The sequence below is a fragment of the Candidatus Chlamydia sanziniae genome, assembly GCF_001653975.1.
GTDB lineage: Bacteria > Chlamydiota > Chlamydiia > Chlamydiales > Chlamydiaceae > Chlamydia > Chlamydia sanziniae.
This window is the reverse complement of sequence record NZ_CP014639.1, coordinates 783488-798461: the sequence shown is the minus strand read 5'-3', so window position 1 is coordinate 798461 and position 14974 is coordinate 783488. Positions and strand designations below refer to the sequence as shown.

Genomic DNA, 14974 nt, shown 5'->3' with positions numbered 1-14974 from the left:
GTTTCATTAGAGCATCATAAAGATAAAATCCTTCATTACACCCCTCTTGAACTCTTTACTGTGTTTTTTCCAAATTCTTCTACTCAGCCCTTACTACAACTACTCAAGCGTCAGAAAATCTCACCATTACAATCTTTAAGCACTCTTAGCAAATCTGCTATTCACATACTCTGTAAAGGCACAAAGATCCATGGAGGGTTGAATGATTTGCTTACAGAACACCTGAGTCAAGCTCCCCATGTTCCTCTAATTACACCTCTGATAATTAAGCAGGTGTGTCCCTCTTGTAAGGGTTGGGGCTTGCATGTCTATGCTCAGAACATTCGCATAGGAACAACTTCCCTCATAGATATTTACAATAAGGACACCACATTCTTACGTACTTTTCTAAAAAACATTCAGGATGACACTGCAATGTACGTAATCCAAGATCTGATGAATCGTCTTACATTTATAGATAAGGTAGGCTTAAACTACATCACTTTAGGGCAAAAGCAAAACACACTCAGTAACGGAGAATTTTATCGTCTGCACTTGGCAAAAAAAATTTCTACAAATCTTACCCACAGTGTTTATCTTTTTGAAGACCTTCTATCTGGATTGCATCCCGACGATGTTCCTGTACTCGTACAGTTACTGAAGGAACTTGTAGCAAATCATAATACTGTGATTGCTACGGACCGCACGACATCCTTAGTCCCTTATGCGGATCATGTTGTCTACCTTGGTCCCCAATCAGGACCTGAGGGGGGCTATCTCAGTGCTCCCCAACGTTATTTTCCTCCAACGGAGATTTCTCATCACTACAAACTTTCAACAGCCAGCTTAACTGTATGTTTATCTATCCATTATATTCGTAATCTTAAAGTTTCCGTCCCCCTTCATGCTGTTGTCGCCATTACAGGTGTTTCAGGATCGGGGAAAAGCTCTCTCTTGATAGAAGGTTTTCAAAAAGAGGCAGAACGTCAACTTGCTCAGGGAAATACTGCTTTTACGAATATTGTAGTCATAAATTCTCATCCCTTTGCAGGATCCCGACGTTCTGACATCGGCACTTATTTCGATATTACCCCCCATTTACGAACTTTCTATGCCTCACTAACGCAAGCCAAAGCCCTTCATATCTCTCCAACGATGTTTAGTACGAATACAAAACAAGGACAATGTCCTGATTGTCTAGGGTTAGGCTACCAACTCATAGACCGTGCTTTCTATGCTTTAGAAAAGCGTTCCTGTCCCACCTGTTCTGGGTACCGCATTCAACCTCTCGCTCAAGAAGTACTCTATGAAGGTAAACATTTTGGTGAGCTGCTTCAAACCCCTCTTGAAATGATAAGAGGACATTTTCCTTTTATTAAAAAAATACAAAAACCGTTGCACGCCCTATTACAGGCAGGCCTTGGCTACTTACCTCTAGGGCAAACACTGACTTCCCTTTCTTTTAGTGAAAAAACAGCGTTAAAAATGGCATGGTTTCTCTATCAAAAACAAGAGAACTCCACCCTCTTTCTTATTGATGAATTATCCTCTTCTTTAGATGTTGCGAGAACAAGGCAGTTACCTCAGCTTTTTCATAACTTAGTAGATGAAGGTCACTCTATAATCTGTGTCGAATATAATCTGGGAGTACTAGAACAAGCAGACTATATGATTGAACTCGGTCCTGGAGCAGGAATACAAGGTGGGGAGCTACTCTTTGCAGGAGCTTCCAAAAACATCTTTTCAAGTGATCGTTCTTTAATGAAAAACTATTTATTTCAAAACCATGGTAAACAGTACAACTTAGATTAAAGTGGGAACTCTGTAGGAAGGCGTTCGTACGCATCTTTGCACCTATCTCGTTCTTCATATCTTCCTAAACAATGGAAATAAAGAAACTTCTGTTGCAGCAACAAACGACGCTCTTGGTAACTGAGAGAATCATCCGATAGCCCTAGACGCCCACAAGCACGCGCCAGCAAAGAGGGGGGAAAAACACACTCTTCTGTACAAGCATCAAAATGCAGTTCTACAAAACTATGATCTTCTACAAGAGCAAGCCAACATCCATAAAGAATAAAGATTTCTGCACTGTCATCTATCCACTGATTGGCTTGATAGCTGTGGAGTAACTCACCTGCTTTTTCTCCATTATGATTCCAAAGATGTGCGCGAATTTCATAAGGAAGAAGATATTCCTGATAAAGGTTTGAGGGAATATAAGGTTTTACCTTCAAAATCGCATCAAATATTGTTTCTGCTCGATAGTGTATAAAAGCATCTTTAGCAAACAAATCGAAAAGGTAGAGAATAAGAGTGGATGACAAGGTCGCGATATCAGCGAAGATTTCCTTAAGAGGCGCCTGTATACTGATTGCCTCCAGACAAGAAAGAAAACAACACAATTCCTCACAGGAGATTTCTACTTCTTCTTTGGGACAAGTGGCATCTTGAATATATCCTCTGAGGACATCCGCATGGGTGTTTATAAATTGATAATTTCCAAGATCTAGGGCTGTGTAGAAAATCTCTACAAGCATTCTTGAATCTTTCAGATCCCAAGCTCTGTGTAGCAAACCTGGAAGGTGAGGTGTAAATCCTGACCAGTAGCTTAAAAATAATTCCATTTTAGAAGAACGAAAGTCCAAGGAAGTCCTATCCAAGCGACAAAATAACGTATTGCTGATTTTGCCTCCCAACCACGCGAATAATTTTTCTTCCTGTTCTACAGTTATTAACTGAGGGGCTACCTGTAGAACCAAAAGAGTGAAGGCTAAAGCTACGTAATGACATTTATGAAAACTTTCATACAGTCGATAAACTATATGATCTTTCAATCTTGGGATTTCAGGATGTTGTGGGTAGCGCTTCAGACCTAACAAAAGGCTTTTAATTTCTTCATTATATTCACCAAGCCTTTGGTATACTAGAGATTTTCCTAAATATTCCAAAGGAGCGCCGGAACTATGGTGTAGGTGTGCAAATTCTTCGAGAGCATAATAAAATCCCTGTTCTTCATTGTGCTCTGAAGCCCTTTCCAATACGGTAATTCCTGCACGAAATTGTGCTTCATAGCCTTCACGACGTCCGGGGAAGGACTTAGCAATTCTACGATATAAAGTCAAAGCGCGATCATAAAGTTTTTCGGAAAGAAAGGCATCCGGAACAGCAAGACAACTTACCTGGAGAGCACCACTACTTTCTAGAATACTGATACTTCCGTGGACATCTGTCATATCTTGAACGATGACAGCGATAGGTCCACCGCGACTAGGGAGGTAGTCGATATGGATAAGCCAAGGGACACCATCGATAGACAAGGATACGCAATGATCACGTTTTTCCAACACTATGGAAAAAGCCTCGTTCATTGTATCTACTTTGTGCTGTGTTTTTTGAATCTCCAGTCCATTCTTTATAAGAGATACAGAAAACACATGTTCTTTGGTATGAAGCCAAAAGCCATAGCCGTGGTAAAAATCCCCACGTAAGGCATTTTCTGACGGAGGAAGTAAAATACCAAATCCTTCTGTTAAGCCTTTCCTAGACAAAGAGTATTCCAAACGCACTTCAGAGAAGCTTTCTATAGTAGAGATAGCCAAGCTGTACCACGATGCTGGCGAAACTTCTAACATAGGAAAATACTTAGACAACAGAATAGGTTCTTGTAACTTCCAACTATAAGATTCTCGAGGATGAAGCGTCGTTGTTAGTGTCCATTTCGGACTTCCTTGTAAATGGTGATCAATATCTTTCTTAAGTTCCGCGACGGATAAGTAACGTGCCGCAGGATTTACAGCAAGAGCCTTCATCACTACTGAGGAAAGAAAGGGAGGAATTTCTCGATAAGGAGCAATTTCTTCTGGGTAAGGAATTGTAGCTTCGCTATTTACCAGGATCTTTTGACCTCTTCTTCTTCTATAAGGAAAGGAGAGTGTCAACATTTGATAAAGGATAACACCTAAAGCATAAATGTCCGTGCTTTCGGAAGCGGGATTTCCAAGGAGACGCTCAGGAGCCATGTAATCGGGAGTGCCCACAATTCTACCTGGAATTGTCATGTTTGACGAAAGCTCTTTTTCCTTCAGATCATTTGTAAAGAGTTCATCTTTTTCACCACAAGAAACCGCAGCTCCCCAATCTAAAATGACGACTTCACTAAAGATTCCTAGGAGGATATTGTCTGGTTTAAGATCGCGATGAAGAATACCTCGAGAATGGACGTATTCTATTGTAGAACAGAGCTTATGAAAAATAGACAAGAATGTTCTTACTGAGGTTTGCTCCGCAAGCTCTTTGGATAAAGGTTCACATTGCCAAACACTTTTAAGTAAATTTTTTAGCGTATATCCTTCTATATAGGGCATGGTATAATAGACGGGATCACTTTCACTACAGATTGTATAGACAGGAACAATACCGGGGTGGGCAAGATCTGCAGCAATTCTTGCTTCTCGCAAAAAGCGCTTTTTCAACACCAAGTGTTCAGACAAATCTTCCCGGATTTTCTTAAGAGCGACCTTACGCAAACAGGACGAGTCGTAAGCAAGATAGACTTCACCCATCCCTCCCTTTCCAATCATTCTGATAATATTATAGCGGTGCACAGAAGCCCGGTCCTCTGTGTTAGGAAAACGATATAAGTTTATCAAGAATGTTTTGTAACTCTATACAACTATTCTTTAAAATTTCCTCTTTCCCACGAACAAGATCAGGATCTGCTTTCTCACAAAAACTCTTACTACTAAGTAAACGCTTGATATTTTGAACATTGCGCTCGAGTCTTTGTTTTTCTTTTTCTAAGCGAGTTTTTTCTTTAGCTAGATATTTTTCAGGTACAAAAATTCCCAGACGGATACTATCTACAACACCAAGACTATACAGACGTCCTTGAGGTTCCTCTAATACTATCTGGATAGAGGTGAGTCCTCCCAAAGCCTGAATAATCGGAACATAAGGTTGAATATCTTTATCTCCACTACAAATAGCAAAAGCGTCTAGAGAAAGGCGAGGGTCAAGCTGCATCTCCCCACGGATATTCCTTACGGTATATACGAGTCTTTGTGCGAACATAAACGATTCATTAAGATCATCTGGCATATCAATCTTGAATGGCTTAGGGTACGAGGCCTCCATACATGCACGCGCACGCAACATTGTCAAAGTATGGCTTGTGAATACGTCTCCACATCCCTCTGGAATATCTCCCAATATTTCCTTAACTTTTAAAAACAGGGTTTCTGTAATGAAAGGGGCTACAGGATGAAGAATTCCCAATACATTTACTAAAAGTACAACTAATAACTTACGCTTTGCTGTTCTTGTATTTTCATTACCTTGTTTGCCAAAAAGAATCGGCTTAATAATTTCTAAGTATGTAGAACACAAATCATTACGGAAAAATTCATAGGCAAGAGTTGAAATTTTATCAAAGGAATAACTTATATATGCTTCTTCTATCTGCTTTATAATTTGGTTAAAACTATGAAGAACATAAAAATCTTCGAGTCCTAAAGAAACTGGGTCTATACCCGAGAGAAGATCTTTTCCCTTTAGATCAGCAATATGGCTGAAGATAAACCTCGCACCATTCCATACCTTATTTGCAAAATTCTTATATTCTTCAAATAACCTATAATCAAGATCTATTTGCTCACCACGATTTGCACATGAACACAGGACCATACGAACAGCGTCGGCTCCATAAGTGTCTATCATTTGCAAAGGATCAATAACATTACCTTTAGACTTGGAGAGCTTTTCCCATTTAGCAATGACGTCACTAGGACACTCCTTACCCATATCGTAAGAATGTTTTTCTTCTCCTACAATGTAAGCCCAATTTCCTGTGGTACTGTGACGTTTATATGACTTTCCAAAAATTAGCCCGTGCAAGAAAACTTCAAAGAAGGGTTTCTGTCCAGACATGGCAGAACATAGCAACACCATACGAGTTACCCAGAAAAAGAGAATATCATGCCCCGTAACCAATACTGAGGTGGGATAAAACTTCTTTAAATCCGAAGTCTCCTTGCTTGGCCATCCAAAACAAGTAAGGGGCCATAACGCAGAAGAAAACCAAGTATCTAAAACATCGGGATCTTGATACCAATTTTCAGGGTCTTGAACAACTTCTTCGGGGATATCTTCACCATCATAGCATAACATACGGTCTTCATTATCTTTATGATACCATACAGGAATACGATGCCCCCACCATAATTGCCGACTAATACACCAATCTCTAAGGTTATTCACCCAAGACAGATAATTTTTGGTAAACTCCTTAGGAAAAATGCGGATACTCTTGTTATCAACAAACTCTCTTAAGGGTGCTCGAAAGCTAGAAACTGAAACAAACCATTGTTTTGAAAGGTAGGGTTCGATTACAGCTCCTGACCGATAAGAGATCCCTATGCGGAGGATATAAGGCTCCTGTTTTACGAAGAGTTTCAGGTTTTCCAGTGCTGTGATAATCTCCTGACGAGCTTGTTCTTTCTTAAGTCCAGCAAAAGGTCCTCCGTTCTCATTAATCTCTCCTTTAGGTGTTAAGATATTCACCATGGGGAGGTTGTGGTTTCTGCCTATGCGATAGTCGTCTTTATCGTGTGCAGGAGTGATCTTCACAGCTCCCGTACCGAAGGTAGGCTCTACCGAAATATCCCCAATGATAGGAATCTCACGGTGAACAAAGGGAAGCATAACTTTAGCACCAATAAGCTCTGTATAGCGGGTGTCATCGGGATGAACAGCAATTGCAGTGTCGCCTAATAGGGTTTCTGGACGTGTTGTTGCTACTACAACAGAGGTCTCGGAGTTTACAACGCGATACCTAATGTAATATAACCACCCTTCTTTTTCTTCATATTCTACTTCGTCATCAGCGAGAGCAGTTTGCAATACAGGATCCCAGTTCACAAGGTAGTAGCCACGGTAAATATGCCCCTGCTCAAATAGAGTTTTGAATGCTTTTTTTACAGCGTGATTGGCTAGAGGGTCCATAGTAAAGCATTTTCTATCCCAATCACAAGAACAACCCAACTGTCGTAATTGTGAGAGAATTACGGATTCACTTTTTTCTTTCCATTCCCAAATGTGATTCAGAAATTCTTCACGAGAATAGTCTGCACGACACTTTCCATACTTTGCATGAAGATATCTCTCTACTACACTTTGAGTAGCAATTCCTGCATGGTCTGTCCCCGGCACCCAACAAGTTACAAAGCCTGACATCCGTTTGTAGCGTACTAAAATATCCTGCAGAATATTTACTAAAGCATGACCCATGTGTAGGATTCCTGTAACATTGGGCGGGGGCATAACCAAAGAATACGAGGGTCTGTCACTTGAGGTATCGGCGTGAAACATGCCATTCTCTTCCCAGAAAGCATATAAAGATTTTTCTATATCCTTAGAGTTATAAGTTTTTGGGAAATCTTCTTTTTTCATTATCTTCTGTGTATTCAAATGATTATTAAAACAGGATAGAGATATTTGTGATATTCAGGAAGTACTTATAACAAGGACGAGTTATCTACTGAAATGACCTCCATCCATAGGTGATGACGTCTACTCACAATCTCCTTATCTCCACTGCATAACGTTATATGGTAAGAAACAATACCTTGCATTTCCTCGTAATTATGCCCTTTAAGGCAATAGACACGGTAACCTGCAAGCTGATTTACTTCATAGATAAGTTTTTCAACCGTACCATTCCCATAATATACCCAGAGATACAGGGTTGCTGGTAAACATTTTCGCATACGAGAAGGAAGGGTCCAGCTGACTATAACTTGCTGGCCAAAAACTTCATGCATGCTCCCCTGTTCGATATCCAGCTGTGCTGCGGATGTATATTCGGTATCTATATACTCTGTAAATGAGGAGAGTGTAGGCTCAAAACAACCTGACAAACATAAAAAGTTTCCTAAGAGCAATAACGTAAAAGCAAATAGAGCTTTAGAGTAATAATAACGCAAAAACAACAGCAAAGAGTGCAAACGACTCGACAATCCCAATAGCGGCATAACATTTACCATAAATCGATGACGACCGAGCGTAAGCCTGAATTCCGCTAACGCAGCACTTACCTTGCATCACTGCAGATAGGAGCAGTGCTGCTCCTACGGATAAGCCTATAGCAATACCTCCAGCTGCTGACAGAGACCCATTTTTAATCGATGTCTGCATAAGCAACATCAAAATAAAACCATAGATCGATTGCGAAGAGGGCATAGCGGACATACCTATCAGCTTACCATGTCCTTCATCTATTCGAGACATTACAGCATGCGAAGCAACGCCAGCAATACCACAGCCTATAGCACTCCCTATCATTGCCAGCCCCAAGACTAAAGCAGGTCCAACAACAGATAAATCAATCATTACGTACCCCGTACGATCCGTTTTGAAAAGTCCTTAGAAAAACCTAGGTCACTAAAGATTTTCCTATGTTCTTCTTTAAAAATATATCGAGTGTATCAAACCTCGGAATTATTATCTAAGTGAATACTTTGAATACTTTAAGTATCAATTTCCTGATAGTAGGTTACTTTTTTTAAAGGACGCAGTGGCCGTCCTCCCCCGTCAAAGCTGTAGTGATACCACTCGATAAAATTCAGCCTTAACCCATGGATGACTCCTCCCATGATAGAAAGAATGATATTCACAGAATGACCTAACAAAATCACTATAGCACCGAGAAGAATTGGTAGACGTGCTCCCAGTTGATTAAAAGTAGCTCCCATCATAGCGCCTGCTAACCCTAAAGCGTAAATACGCAAGTAGGAAAGAACATCAGAAAACACCTGAATCACAGCAACCAGTTCTTCAATTCCGCGCCAACTTTTCTGTATAACTGCCAGCACCACCGCAACGCCAATCCCAAAAAACATACCATAATATCCTAGATAGCTTCCGAGTTCATAAGGCACACCAAACACATAATGGATTAAAGATAGGGTATGCAAATACATGGGCACATAAAGGTAGGCACTAAGCATAAATATCACCCAACCAATTCCGGAGTAGCGATATCGACAATAGCGAAACATCCCCAAAGAAAGATGGACGACCCCAATAACAAGAGCAAGCTCCATAAGGATATGATCAATAAATTTATTATAAACCACAGCATGAGCTTCGTATTCCCCACTGTTAGTTTCCGCTGCCAACAAAAAGTTCTCGGGATCTCGGATAGACTTTAAAGTCGGATATTCATTAATAAGTTCTTTATACGGAGCGGGTCGGAATTTTAAGTAGTACTTTGCCTTTTGCAGAGCAAGAGCGTGGGTAAGTGAATACTTTCTTAAAATACTGGTGTTACCAACAGTAACGCCAAAAAACGAAGTTGTCGTAGCTCCCCAACATATACATCCCAGTCCTAGGATAGCAAACATCCTAATAAAGCGAGCAAGATGTTTGGAAGTCTTTATTTTACGACGATACTTGTAGGCAAAGAATAGCGAGGAAGCAAGAAATAAAAATCCGTAACCCGCATCGTTAACAATCATAGAAAAGAAAACTACAAAGAAGACAAAAACCCAAGAAGAGGGATCTTTATCAGAAGAAGCGGGAGTATCGTAGATATTGATAAGATCTTCTCCCATCATGCCCATGCCTTTATTCTCTAAATATGTAGGCACAGTTTCCTCAGGATTTATAGCCACCCTTTTCATATAGATTTGGTGGTAGTCACAGAGAGCTTGAAGATCTTTGATTTTCTTGGCAATTACCCATCCTTGGACAGCAAAAACTTTGCCGTTAAAGAATTCCTGACTGCATTCTTCAGCTTGGCGTAATTGTTGCGCATTGTCATACACATATAAACCACGGATAACTTCGTCACGATACGCATAAAGTTCGCAAAGTCTATTCGACCTCTGATGAATTTGACGTTGCAGCGCTGCAAGTTCTTCCTGAAGTTCATTTACAGATCTTCCTGCTTCTATTTCTGTATACAAATCCTTGGAGAGATCTACAATGCCGATGACTACGTAATAATCAAAGTTATACGCTGTTGAAAGATAGAATACATTTTGTTGGTTTTCCTCTACTTCTTGGCCTTCGCGATGTTTTCGGTAGAAAAACCGAAGTGACAACCCTGTACGTTGTGAAAAATCCGCGATCTCACTGGAAGAAAATCGTCCTAAGGGTTTTACTCTAACAATTTCTTGTCCTAAAGCCTTTACATTTTCTGCTAATTCTTGGATTTCCTGATTCAAAGTGAGGACTTCTGTCAAAATCTCATCAACAGAGAGTTCGCCAATCTTTACGAATTGTAATGCATCTTCAGAATACTCTTCTTCTAAACGATTAAAAATTTTTAAACAATCGATAAAGCGTCGCCCATACGCCGGAGTTACAAAGTGCTTCTTAGAAATAAATTCTATGATGCCGAGATCTCTACTTGCAGAAAAAAAATCCGATTTATCTAGTCCAATAAAAAGATATTTATGAACATCTACTCGCACGTATCCTTCCCCTTGCGCAATTCTATTTTCTTTTTTGCCATTTTGACCTGACCAACATCTGTAATACTACGATCACTTAGGAAAATAGCAATTTTTTTAAGCGTTTCTTTAGTTCCAGGAATGAGTTTTTTCTCAAACAAATTAACACGGATTGAAACTGAACGTAACTCTTCCTCTAGAATTTTCCGGCGTTCTTCTGCAACTTCAGCAAACACTTTAGTCCTGACAAATTCTTGAGAAGATGAAATTAAACCATCTAGCCATATCGGAGTACCTAAGAGAGGATAGGAAGGAAGAGCCAAGGTAACATTTCTTATTAAGGGAATCTCTACTCCAGCGATATTCTCATAGTCCTTATCCACACTATCAATGGTAAAGCTCTTTTTTATACAATCAATGTACAAAGGAATACTAAATAGTTCTGCAAAAGCATACACCCGATCACGAGCTTGTTTATAGATCTTTTTTTTCTTAATAAAGTCTCGATTCGCCATGTGTACTTCGGCTTGAAGTAGAGCTTTTTTGAGCTTCAGAGTGGGAAGATAGGCCTCTAAACGTGCAAGCTTAGTTTTTTCTAGGCGTAGGGTATGTTTGGTCAGCTTGATTTGGTCGGACATAACTTCGGCCAATACTTATTTATTAAATGTTCTTTGATCCCCACTTCTTCACAAGTAAAATTTTGTGCAAGAATTTTCCAGCCAATATCCAGGGCTTCTTCTAAAGGAGTATTTACATCTAAGCTCATCAAGCGCGTTTCAAAGAGTTCTGCAAAAGCTAAAAGATGCTTATCCCAAGTAGAAAGCTTAAACCCCATGGACATCCTCTCCGCAGCTTTACGAGAATCCGCATAGAGACGGATTAATGCGTTTGCTAAATCTCCATGATCTTCACGAGTTACTTTACCAATGACTAACTGTTTAAGACGTGATAAGGAACCAAAAGGATCAATACGATTATTTTTTAAATAAAACTGTCCTTCAGTAATAAATCCTGTGTTATCCGGAATAGGATGTGTAATATCGTCTCCTGGCATCGTTGTGACAGCCACAATAGTAATAGAACCTCCACCTGCAATATCCACAGCTTTTTCATAACGCAATGCTAAATCTGAATAAAGGGAACCTGGATACCCACGATTCGCTGGAATTTGGTCCATAGTAATCGCAATTTCCTTCAATGCATCAGCAAAGGCTGACATATCTGTAAGCAATACTAAGACATTTTTTTTCTTCTCTATAGCGAATTTCTCTGCACAAGCTAATGCCATGTCTGGAACTAATACACATTCTACAGGAGCATCTACAGCTTGATGAATAAACATCACACATTTATCTATAAAGCTGAGCTTATTAGCTTCTTCGACAAAAAAGTTATAATCGACAAATGTCAACCCCATACCTCCAATAATGACAATGTCGGCATCAGTTTGACTTGCAATACGCATTAATAGGGCATTATGATTTTCTCCTGCAGATGAAAAAATCGGAATTTTTTGAGATTTTACTAAGCAATTAAACACATCAATCATAGGAATGTTGGTTCGCACCATATCTCTAGGCACAACACGACATACTGGGTTGAATGTTGGTGTGGAAATGTCTATTGGTTCACCAAAGCAATCTCCTTCACCATCTATCGGTTTTCCCACCCCATTCAGTCTTCTTCCCAATAAGGAATCCCCATAAATAACTTCCATGGATCTTCCTAAAAAAACCACATGATCGCCTGTAGATAATCCTGAGGTCCCACCAAAAACCTGGAGTGTAACTTTGTTAGCATCAAAGCGCAGTACAGAAGCATATGAAGATCTTCCATCAGCTCTTTCTATTTCTGCCAACTCCCCTAAACATGCGCCTTCTGCTTTTAAAGTAATCAAGTTTCCTTTGATATCAGTAATTTTTGTATATATTGTTTGCATATTTTCTATGTTGTTTGTATCACTTTGGTTTCTAACAACTTAAGAATAACTTCCTTACTTTCCAGATATTCTTCAGAAAGAAACACCTGCCCATTCAAGGTCTTAATCTTGCTTTGTAATTCAAGGAAACAACTTCTTGCATCATCGGAGCTATCGAAAGTAAATTTGGTGTCGAAAATCCCACTAATAAGTAAGAACAATTCTATTTGTCGCTCAAAAGGACAGTAGCAATCGACAGGATCAAAGGCATTTTGCTGAAGATAGCAAAAATCGTAAAGCTCTGCTTTTAAATAAATTTCCATATCTTCCATGGAAATTCCTTCTTCTCCCACAACTTCCATACGTTTATCTATTTCTGAGCCATGAATGAGAAAGTTCTCTGCTTTTTTTACAGCTGCTCCCCAACCTATAACTTTATGTTCCAAAATTTGAGCTACCCGATCCAAGTATTTCGACCAAGACATCATAGGATCTATGGAAGGATACCGTCGTGCGTCAGCGCGTGACTTAGAAAGGCCACAAAAAGCTCCTACTACAGACAATGTTGCTTGTGTTACTGGCTCTTCAAAATTACCTCCTGCAGGAGATACGGCTCCACATATTGTTAGTGAACCTTCGGAGCCATCTTTCATCTTTAGAGCTCCCCCACGCTCATAGAACGTGGCAATACGGGAAGCCAAATAAGCAGGAAAGGCTTCTTCTCCAGGGATTTCCTCAAGACGACCAGAAATTTCTCTAAGAGCTTGAGCCCATCGCGAAGTAGAATCTGCAAGCAACAACACATGTAACCCCATCTGGCGATAATATTCTGCAATCGTAACCCCCAAATAAATTGAAGATTCTCTGGCAGCCACTGGCATAGAGGAGGTGTTACAAATAATACATGTCCTATGCATCAAAGATTCCCCTGTATGCGGATCAATTAGGTGGGGGAACTCTTGCAATACCTCAACCACCTCGCCGGCACGTTCACCACACGCACAAAGAATCACAATATCTACAGCTGCATATTTCGATAGATGGTGTTGTAAGACTGTCTTACCCGCACCAAAAGGTCCTGGGGTACAGAAGGTTCCTCCTTTCAATATAGGAACTTGTGTATCTAATACTCTTAAGCCAACATCCATGATTTCATGAGCAGGAATCTTTTCTCCTTCTATAAAAGCTTGTTTTATTGGCCATCTTTGCACCATAGTAAAAGAAAGCTCTTGACCCGAGGAATCACGACCTTTTGCCACTATAGTATAAGCATTATAACTCCCTTCCGAGATCACCCAAGTAAGTGTAACTTCTTTAAAACAAGAGAATGGCAGCATAATCTTATGAATAAAGCGTCCTTCTTTTACTGTCCCCAAGACATCGCCACGCGTTAATACGTCTCCAACAGTAGCTTTGGGAACATAATCCCAAAGAGATTGGTCAGAAAGAGCAGCTGCATATTTTCCTCTTTGCAAAAATGAGCTACTTTCAGCAAGCACCTGAAGACGATTTTGCAAACCATCAAAAATTCCTTGGAGTAACCCAGGGCCCAGCTCAGCTTCTAAAAGATGTCCTGAAAATGTAACCAAAGCACCACGATTTATGCCTTGGGTATCTTCAAAAACTTGAATTTTCACTTCTTGACCAACAACTTCAATAACCTCAGCCTTTAACCATGTTTCGTCTACATTGACATAAGCAACCTCCCCTTGACGTACATACCCATCAAAATGCACGCGCAATAAGTTCCCATAGGCTTCTGTGACATAGCCTTGTGTTGTTTGTTCTGAGGTTATTACCATGTGATTGCCTGTTCAATATGATTAATAATTTCATTTCCTTTCGCAAAATTTGTCAAGCCGTTACGAATAGCAAACATATAAGCTGTGACCCTTGCCAATATAAAATTTTCATTAAAATAGGCTTCCCGATAAAATTCCTCGAGTTTATGAAATTCGTAAAGAGCCAGTGTACGATGCAATGTTTGTGGCAAACGTCCATAATCCTCAAGGACGCCTTTTAAGTCTGAAAATTCTTTAGGCAATTCATAATTCGGAGCGTCTTTTTGCATTAATACTTCAAGTACAATGGGATCCGAACTATCCTCATCTCTTAAAACATAAGAAACATCCAAGTGTAACACACGTGCACGAAACCCTGCCAAGACTACCCGCAATTGCTGTTGAAATGTGAAATACATGTGTAAAAACTGTGAAGAACTATTTTGATAGTAGACAAGAAAATCTCGCATGAGAGAGAAAAAATTGTATACACGTTCTTCAGGAGTTTTATATTTTATCAAGAAGTCCTTAAAAAAATCTTCAAATTCACAGTCATCAGTCCACTGCTGGCGTGCGATCATACTTTCCACATTTTCCTGAGTGACTGTTCCGAAAGAAAGAGGAGGCGATTTCCCTGCCCAAAAAAAAGCAAAATTATCAAAATCAAAAAAACGCTTGAGAAGTTCGTAATAGCCCAGATCTTTATTGGATAAATTTAAATTTAAAAGGTCGTCTAGATCTTCAATAGAAAAAGCTGGCGGAGCTTCAGGTAATTGAAGAGGCAGAAACGAGGATAAAAAATAATATTGAGTCATACTAACTCTAAATCTAGTGACAGGCTC

9 protein-coding genes and 1 pseudogene are annotated in these 14974 nt (G+C 39.8%); 1 reads left to right on the top strand and 9 read right to left on the bottom strand.

Annotated elements, in window-relative coordinates; genetic code table 11:
* Positions 1-867 precede the first annotated feature (867 nt).
* Positions 868-936: pseudogene (locus Cs308_RS05115) on the top strand (hypothetical protein); the annotation flags it as partial.
* An 851-nt stretch (positions 937-1787) separates the two neighbouring features.
* On the opposite strand, the gene pknD reads toward Cs308_RS05115, so the two are convergent.
* From pknD to Cs308_RS03400, 9 genes are all read right to left on the bottom strand, one after another.
* Positions 1788-4586 carry a serine/threonine-protein kinase PknD gene (gene pknD / locus Cs308_RS03440; protein ID WP_066483430.1) on the bottom strand — a complete coding sequence of 933 codons (2799 nt, stop codon included), beginning with the start codon at positions 4584-4586 and terminating at the stop codon, positions 1788-1790.
* A gap of 19 nt (positions 4587-4605) precedes the next feature.
* Positions 4606-7428, bottom strand: a complete 2823-nt coding sequence (locus tag Cs308_RS03435) for a valine--tRNA ligase (protein ID WP_066482587.1) — start codon at positions 7426-7428, stop codon at positions 4606-4608.
* A gap of 65 nt (positions 7429-7493) precedes the next feature.
* Entirely contained in the window at positions 7494-8021 is a 528-nt protein-coding gene (locus Cs308_RS03430) for an acyl-CoA dehydrogenase (protein ID WP_197481285.1), read from the bottom strand.
* Positions 7942-8367, bottom strand: a complete 426-nt coding sequence (locus tag Cs308_RS03425) for an ATP synthase subunit C (protein WP_066482581.1) — start codon at positions 8365-8367, stop codon at positions 7942-7944. The genes Cs308_RS03430 and Cs308_RS03425 overlap by 80 nt, the downstream gene beginning before the upstream one ends.
* A gap of 137 nt (positions 8368-8504) precedes the next feature.
* On the bottom strand, positions 8505-10454 hold the full coding sequence (locus tag Cs308_RS03420) for a V-type ATP synthase subunit I (protein ID WP_066482579.1): 1950 nt from the start codon (positions 10452-10454) through the stop codon (positions 8505-8507).
* The gene (locus Cs308_RS03415) at positions 10445-11071 is read right to left on the bottom strand and encodes a V-type ATP synthase subunit D (RefSeq protein WP_066482574.1); all 627 of its coding nucleotides are present in this window, start codon (positions 11069-11071) and stop codon (positions 10445-10447) included. The genes Cs308_RS03420 and Cs308_RS03415 overlap by 10 nt, the downstream gene beginning before the upstream one ends.
* Positions 11050-12372, bottom strand: coding sequence for a V-type ATP synthase subunit B (locus tag Cs308_RS03410; RefSeq protein ID WP_066482570.1), 1323 nt, complete (start codon positions 12370-12372; stop codon positions 11050-11052). The genes Cs308_RS03415 and Cs308_RS03410 overlap by 22 nt, the downstream gene beginning before the upstream one ends.
* Positions 12373-12377: 5 nt before the next feature.
* On the bottom strand, positions 12378-14153 hold the full coding sequence (locus Cs308_RS03405) for a V-type ATP synthase subunit A (RefSeq protein ID WP_066482568.1): 1776 nt from the start codon (positions 14151-14153) through the stop codon (positions 12378-12380).
* Positions 14147-14947: a DUF2764 family protein gene (locus Cs308_RS03400; RefSeq protein WP_066482566.1), complete on the bottom strand. Its 801-nt coding sequence runs from the start codon at positions 14945-14947 to the stop codon at positions 14147-14149. The genes Cs308_RS03405 and Cs308_RS03400 overlap by 7 nt, the downstream gene beginning before the upstream one ends.
* Between the last annotated feature and the right edge of the window lie 27 nt (positions 14948-14974).

Bases quoted from the DNA above. Each gene is read 5' to 3' on its own strand.
- Cs308_RS03435 (WP_066482587.1), bottom strand. From the start codon at position 7,428: ATGAAAAAAGAAGATTTCCCAAAAACTTATAACTCTAAGGATATAGAA.
- Cs308_RS03430 (WP_197481285.1), bottom strand. From the start codon at position 8,021: ATGGTAAATGTTATGCCGCTATTGGGATTGTCGAGTCGTTTGCACTCT.
- Cs308_RS03425 (WP_066482581.1), bottom strand. From the start codon at position 8,367: ATGATTGATTTATCTGTTGTTGGACCTGCTTTAGTCTTGGGGCTGGCA.
- Cs308_RS03415 (WP_066482574.1), bottom strand. From the start codon at position 11,071: ATGTCCGACCAAATCAAGCTGACCAAACATACCCTACGCCTAGAAAAA.
- Cs308_RS03410 (WP_066482570.1), bottom strand. From the start codon at position 12,372: ATGCAAACAATATATACAAAAATTACTGATATCAAAGGAAACTTGATT.
- Cs308_RS03405 (WP_066482568.1), bottom strand. From the start codon at position 14,153: ATGGTAATAACCTCAGAACAAACAACACAAGGCTATGTCACAGAAGCC.
- Cs308_RS03400 (WP_066482566.1), bottom strand. From the start codon at position 14,947: ATGACTCAATATTATTTTTTATCCTCGTTTCTGCCTCTTCAATTACCT.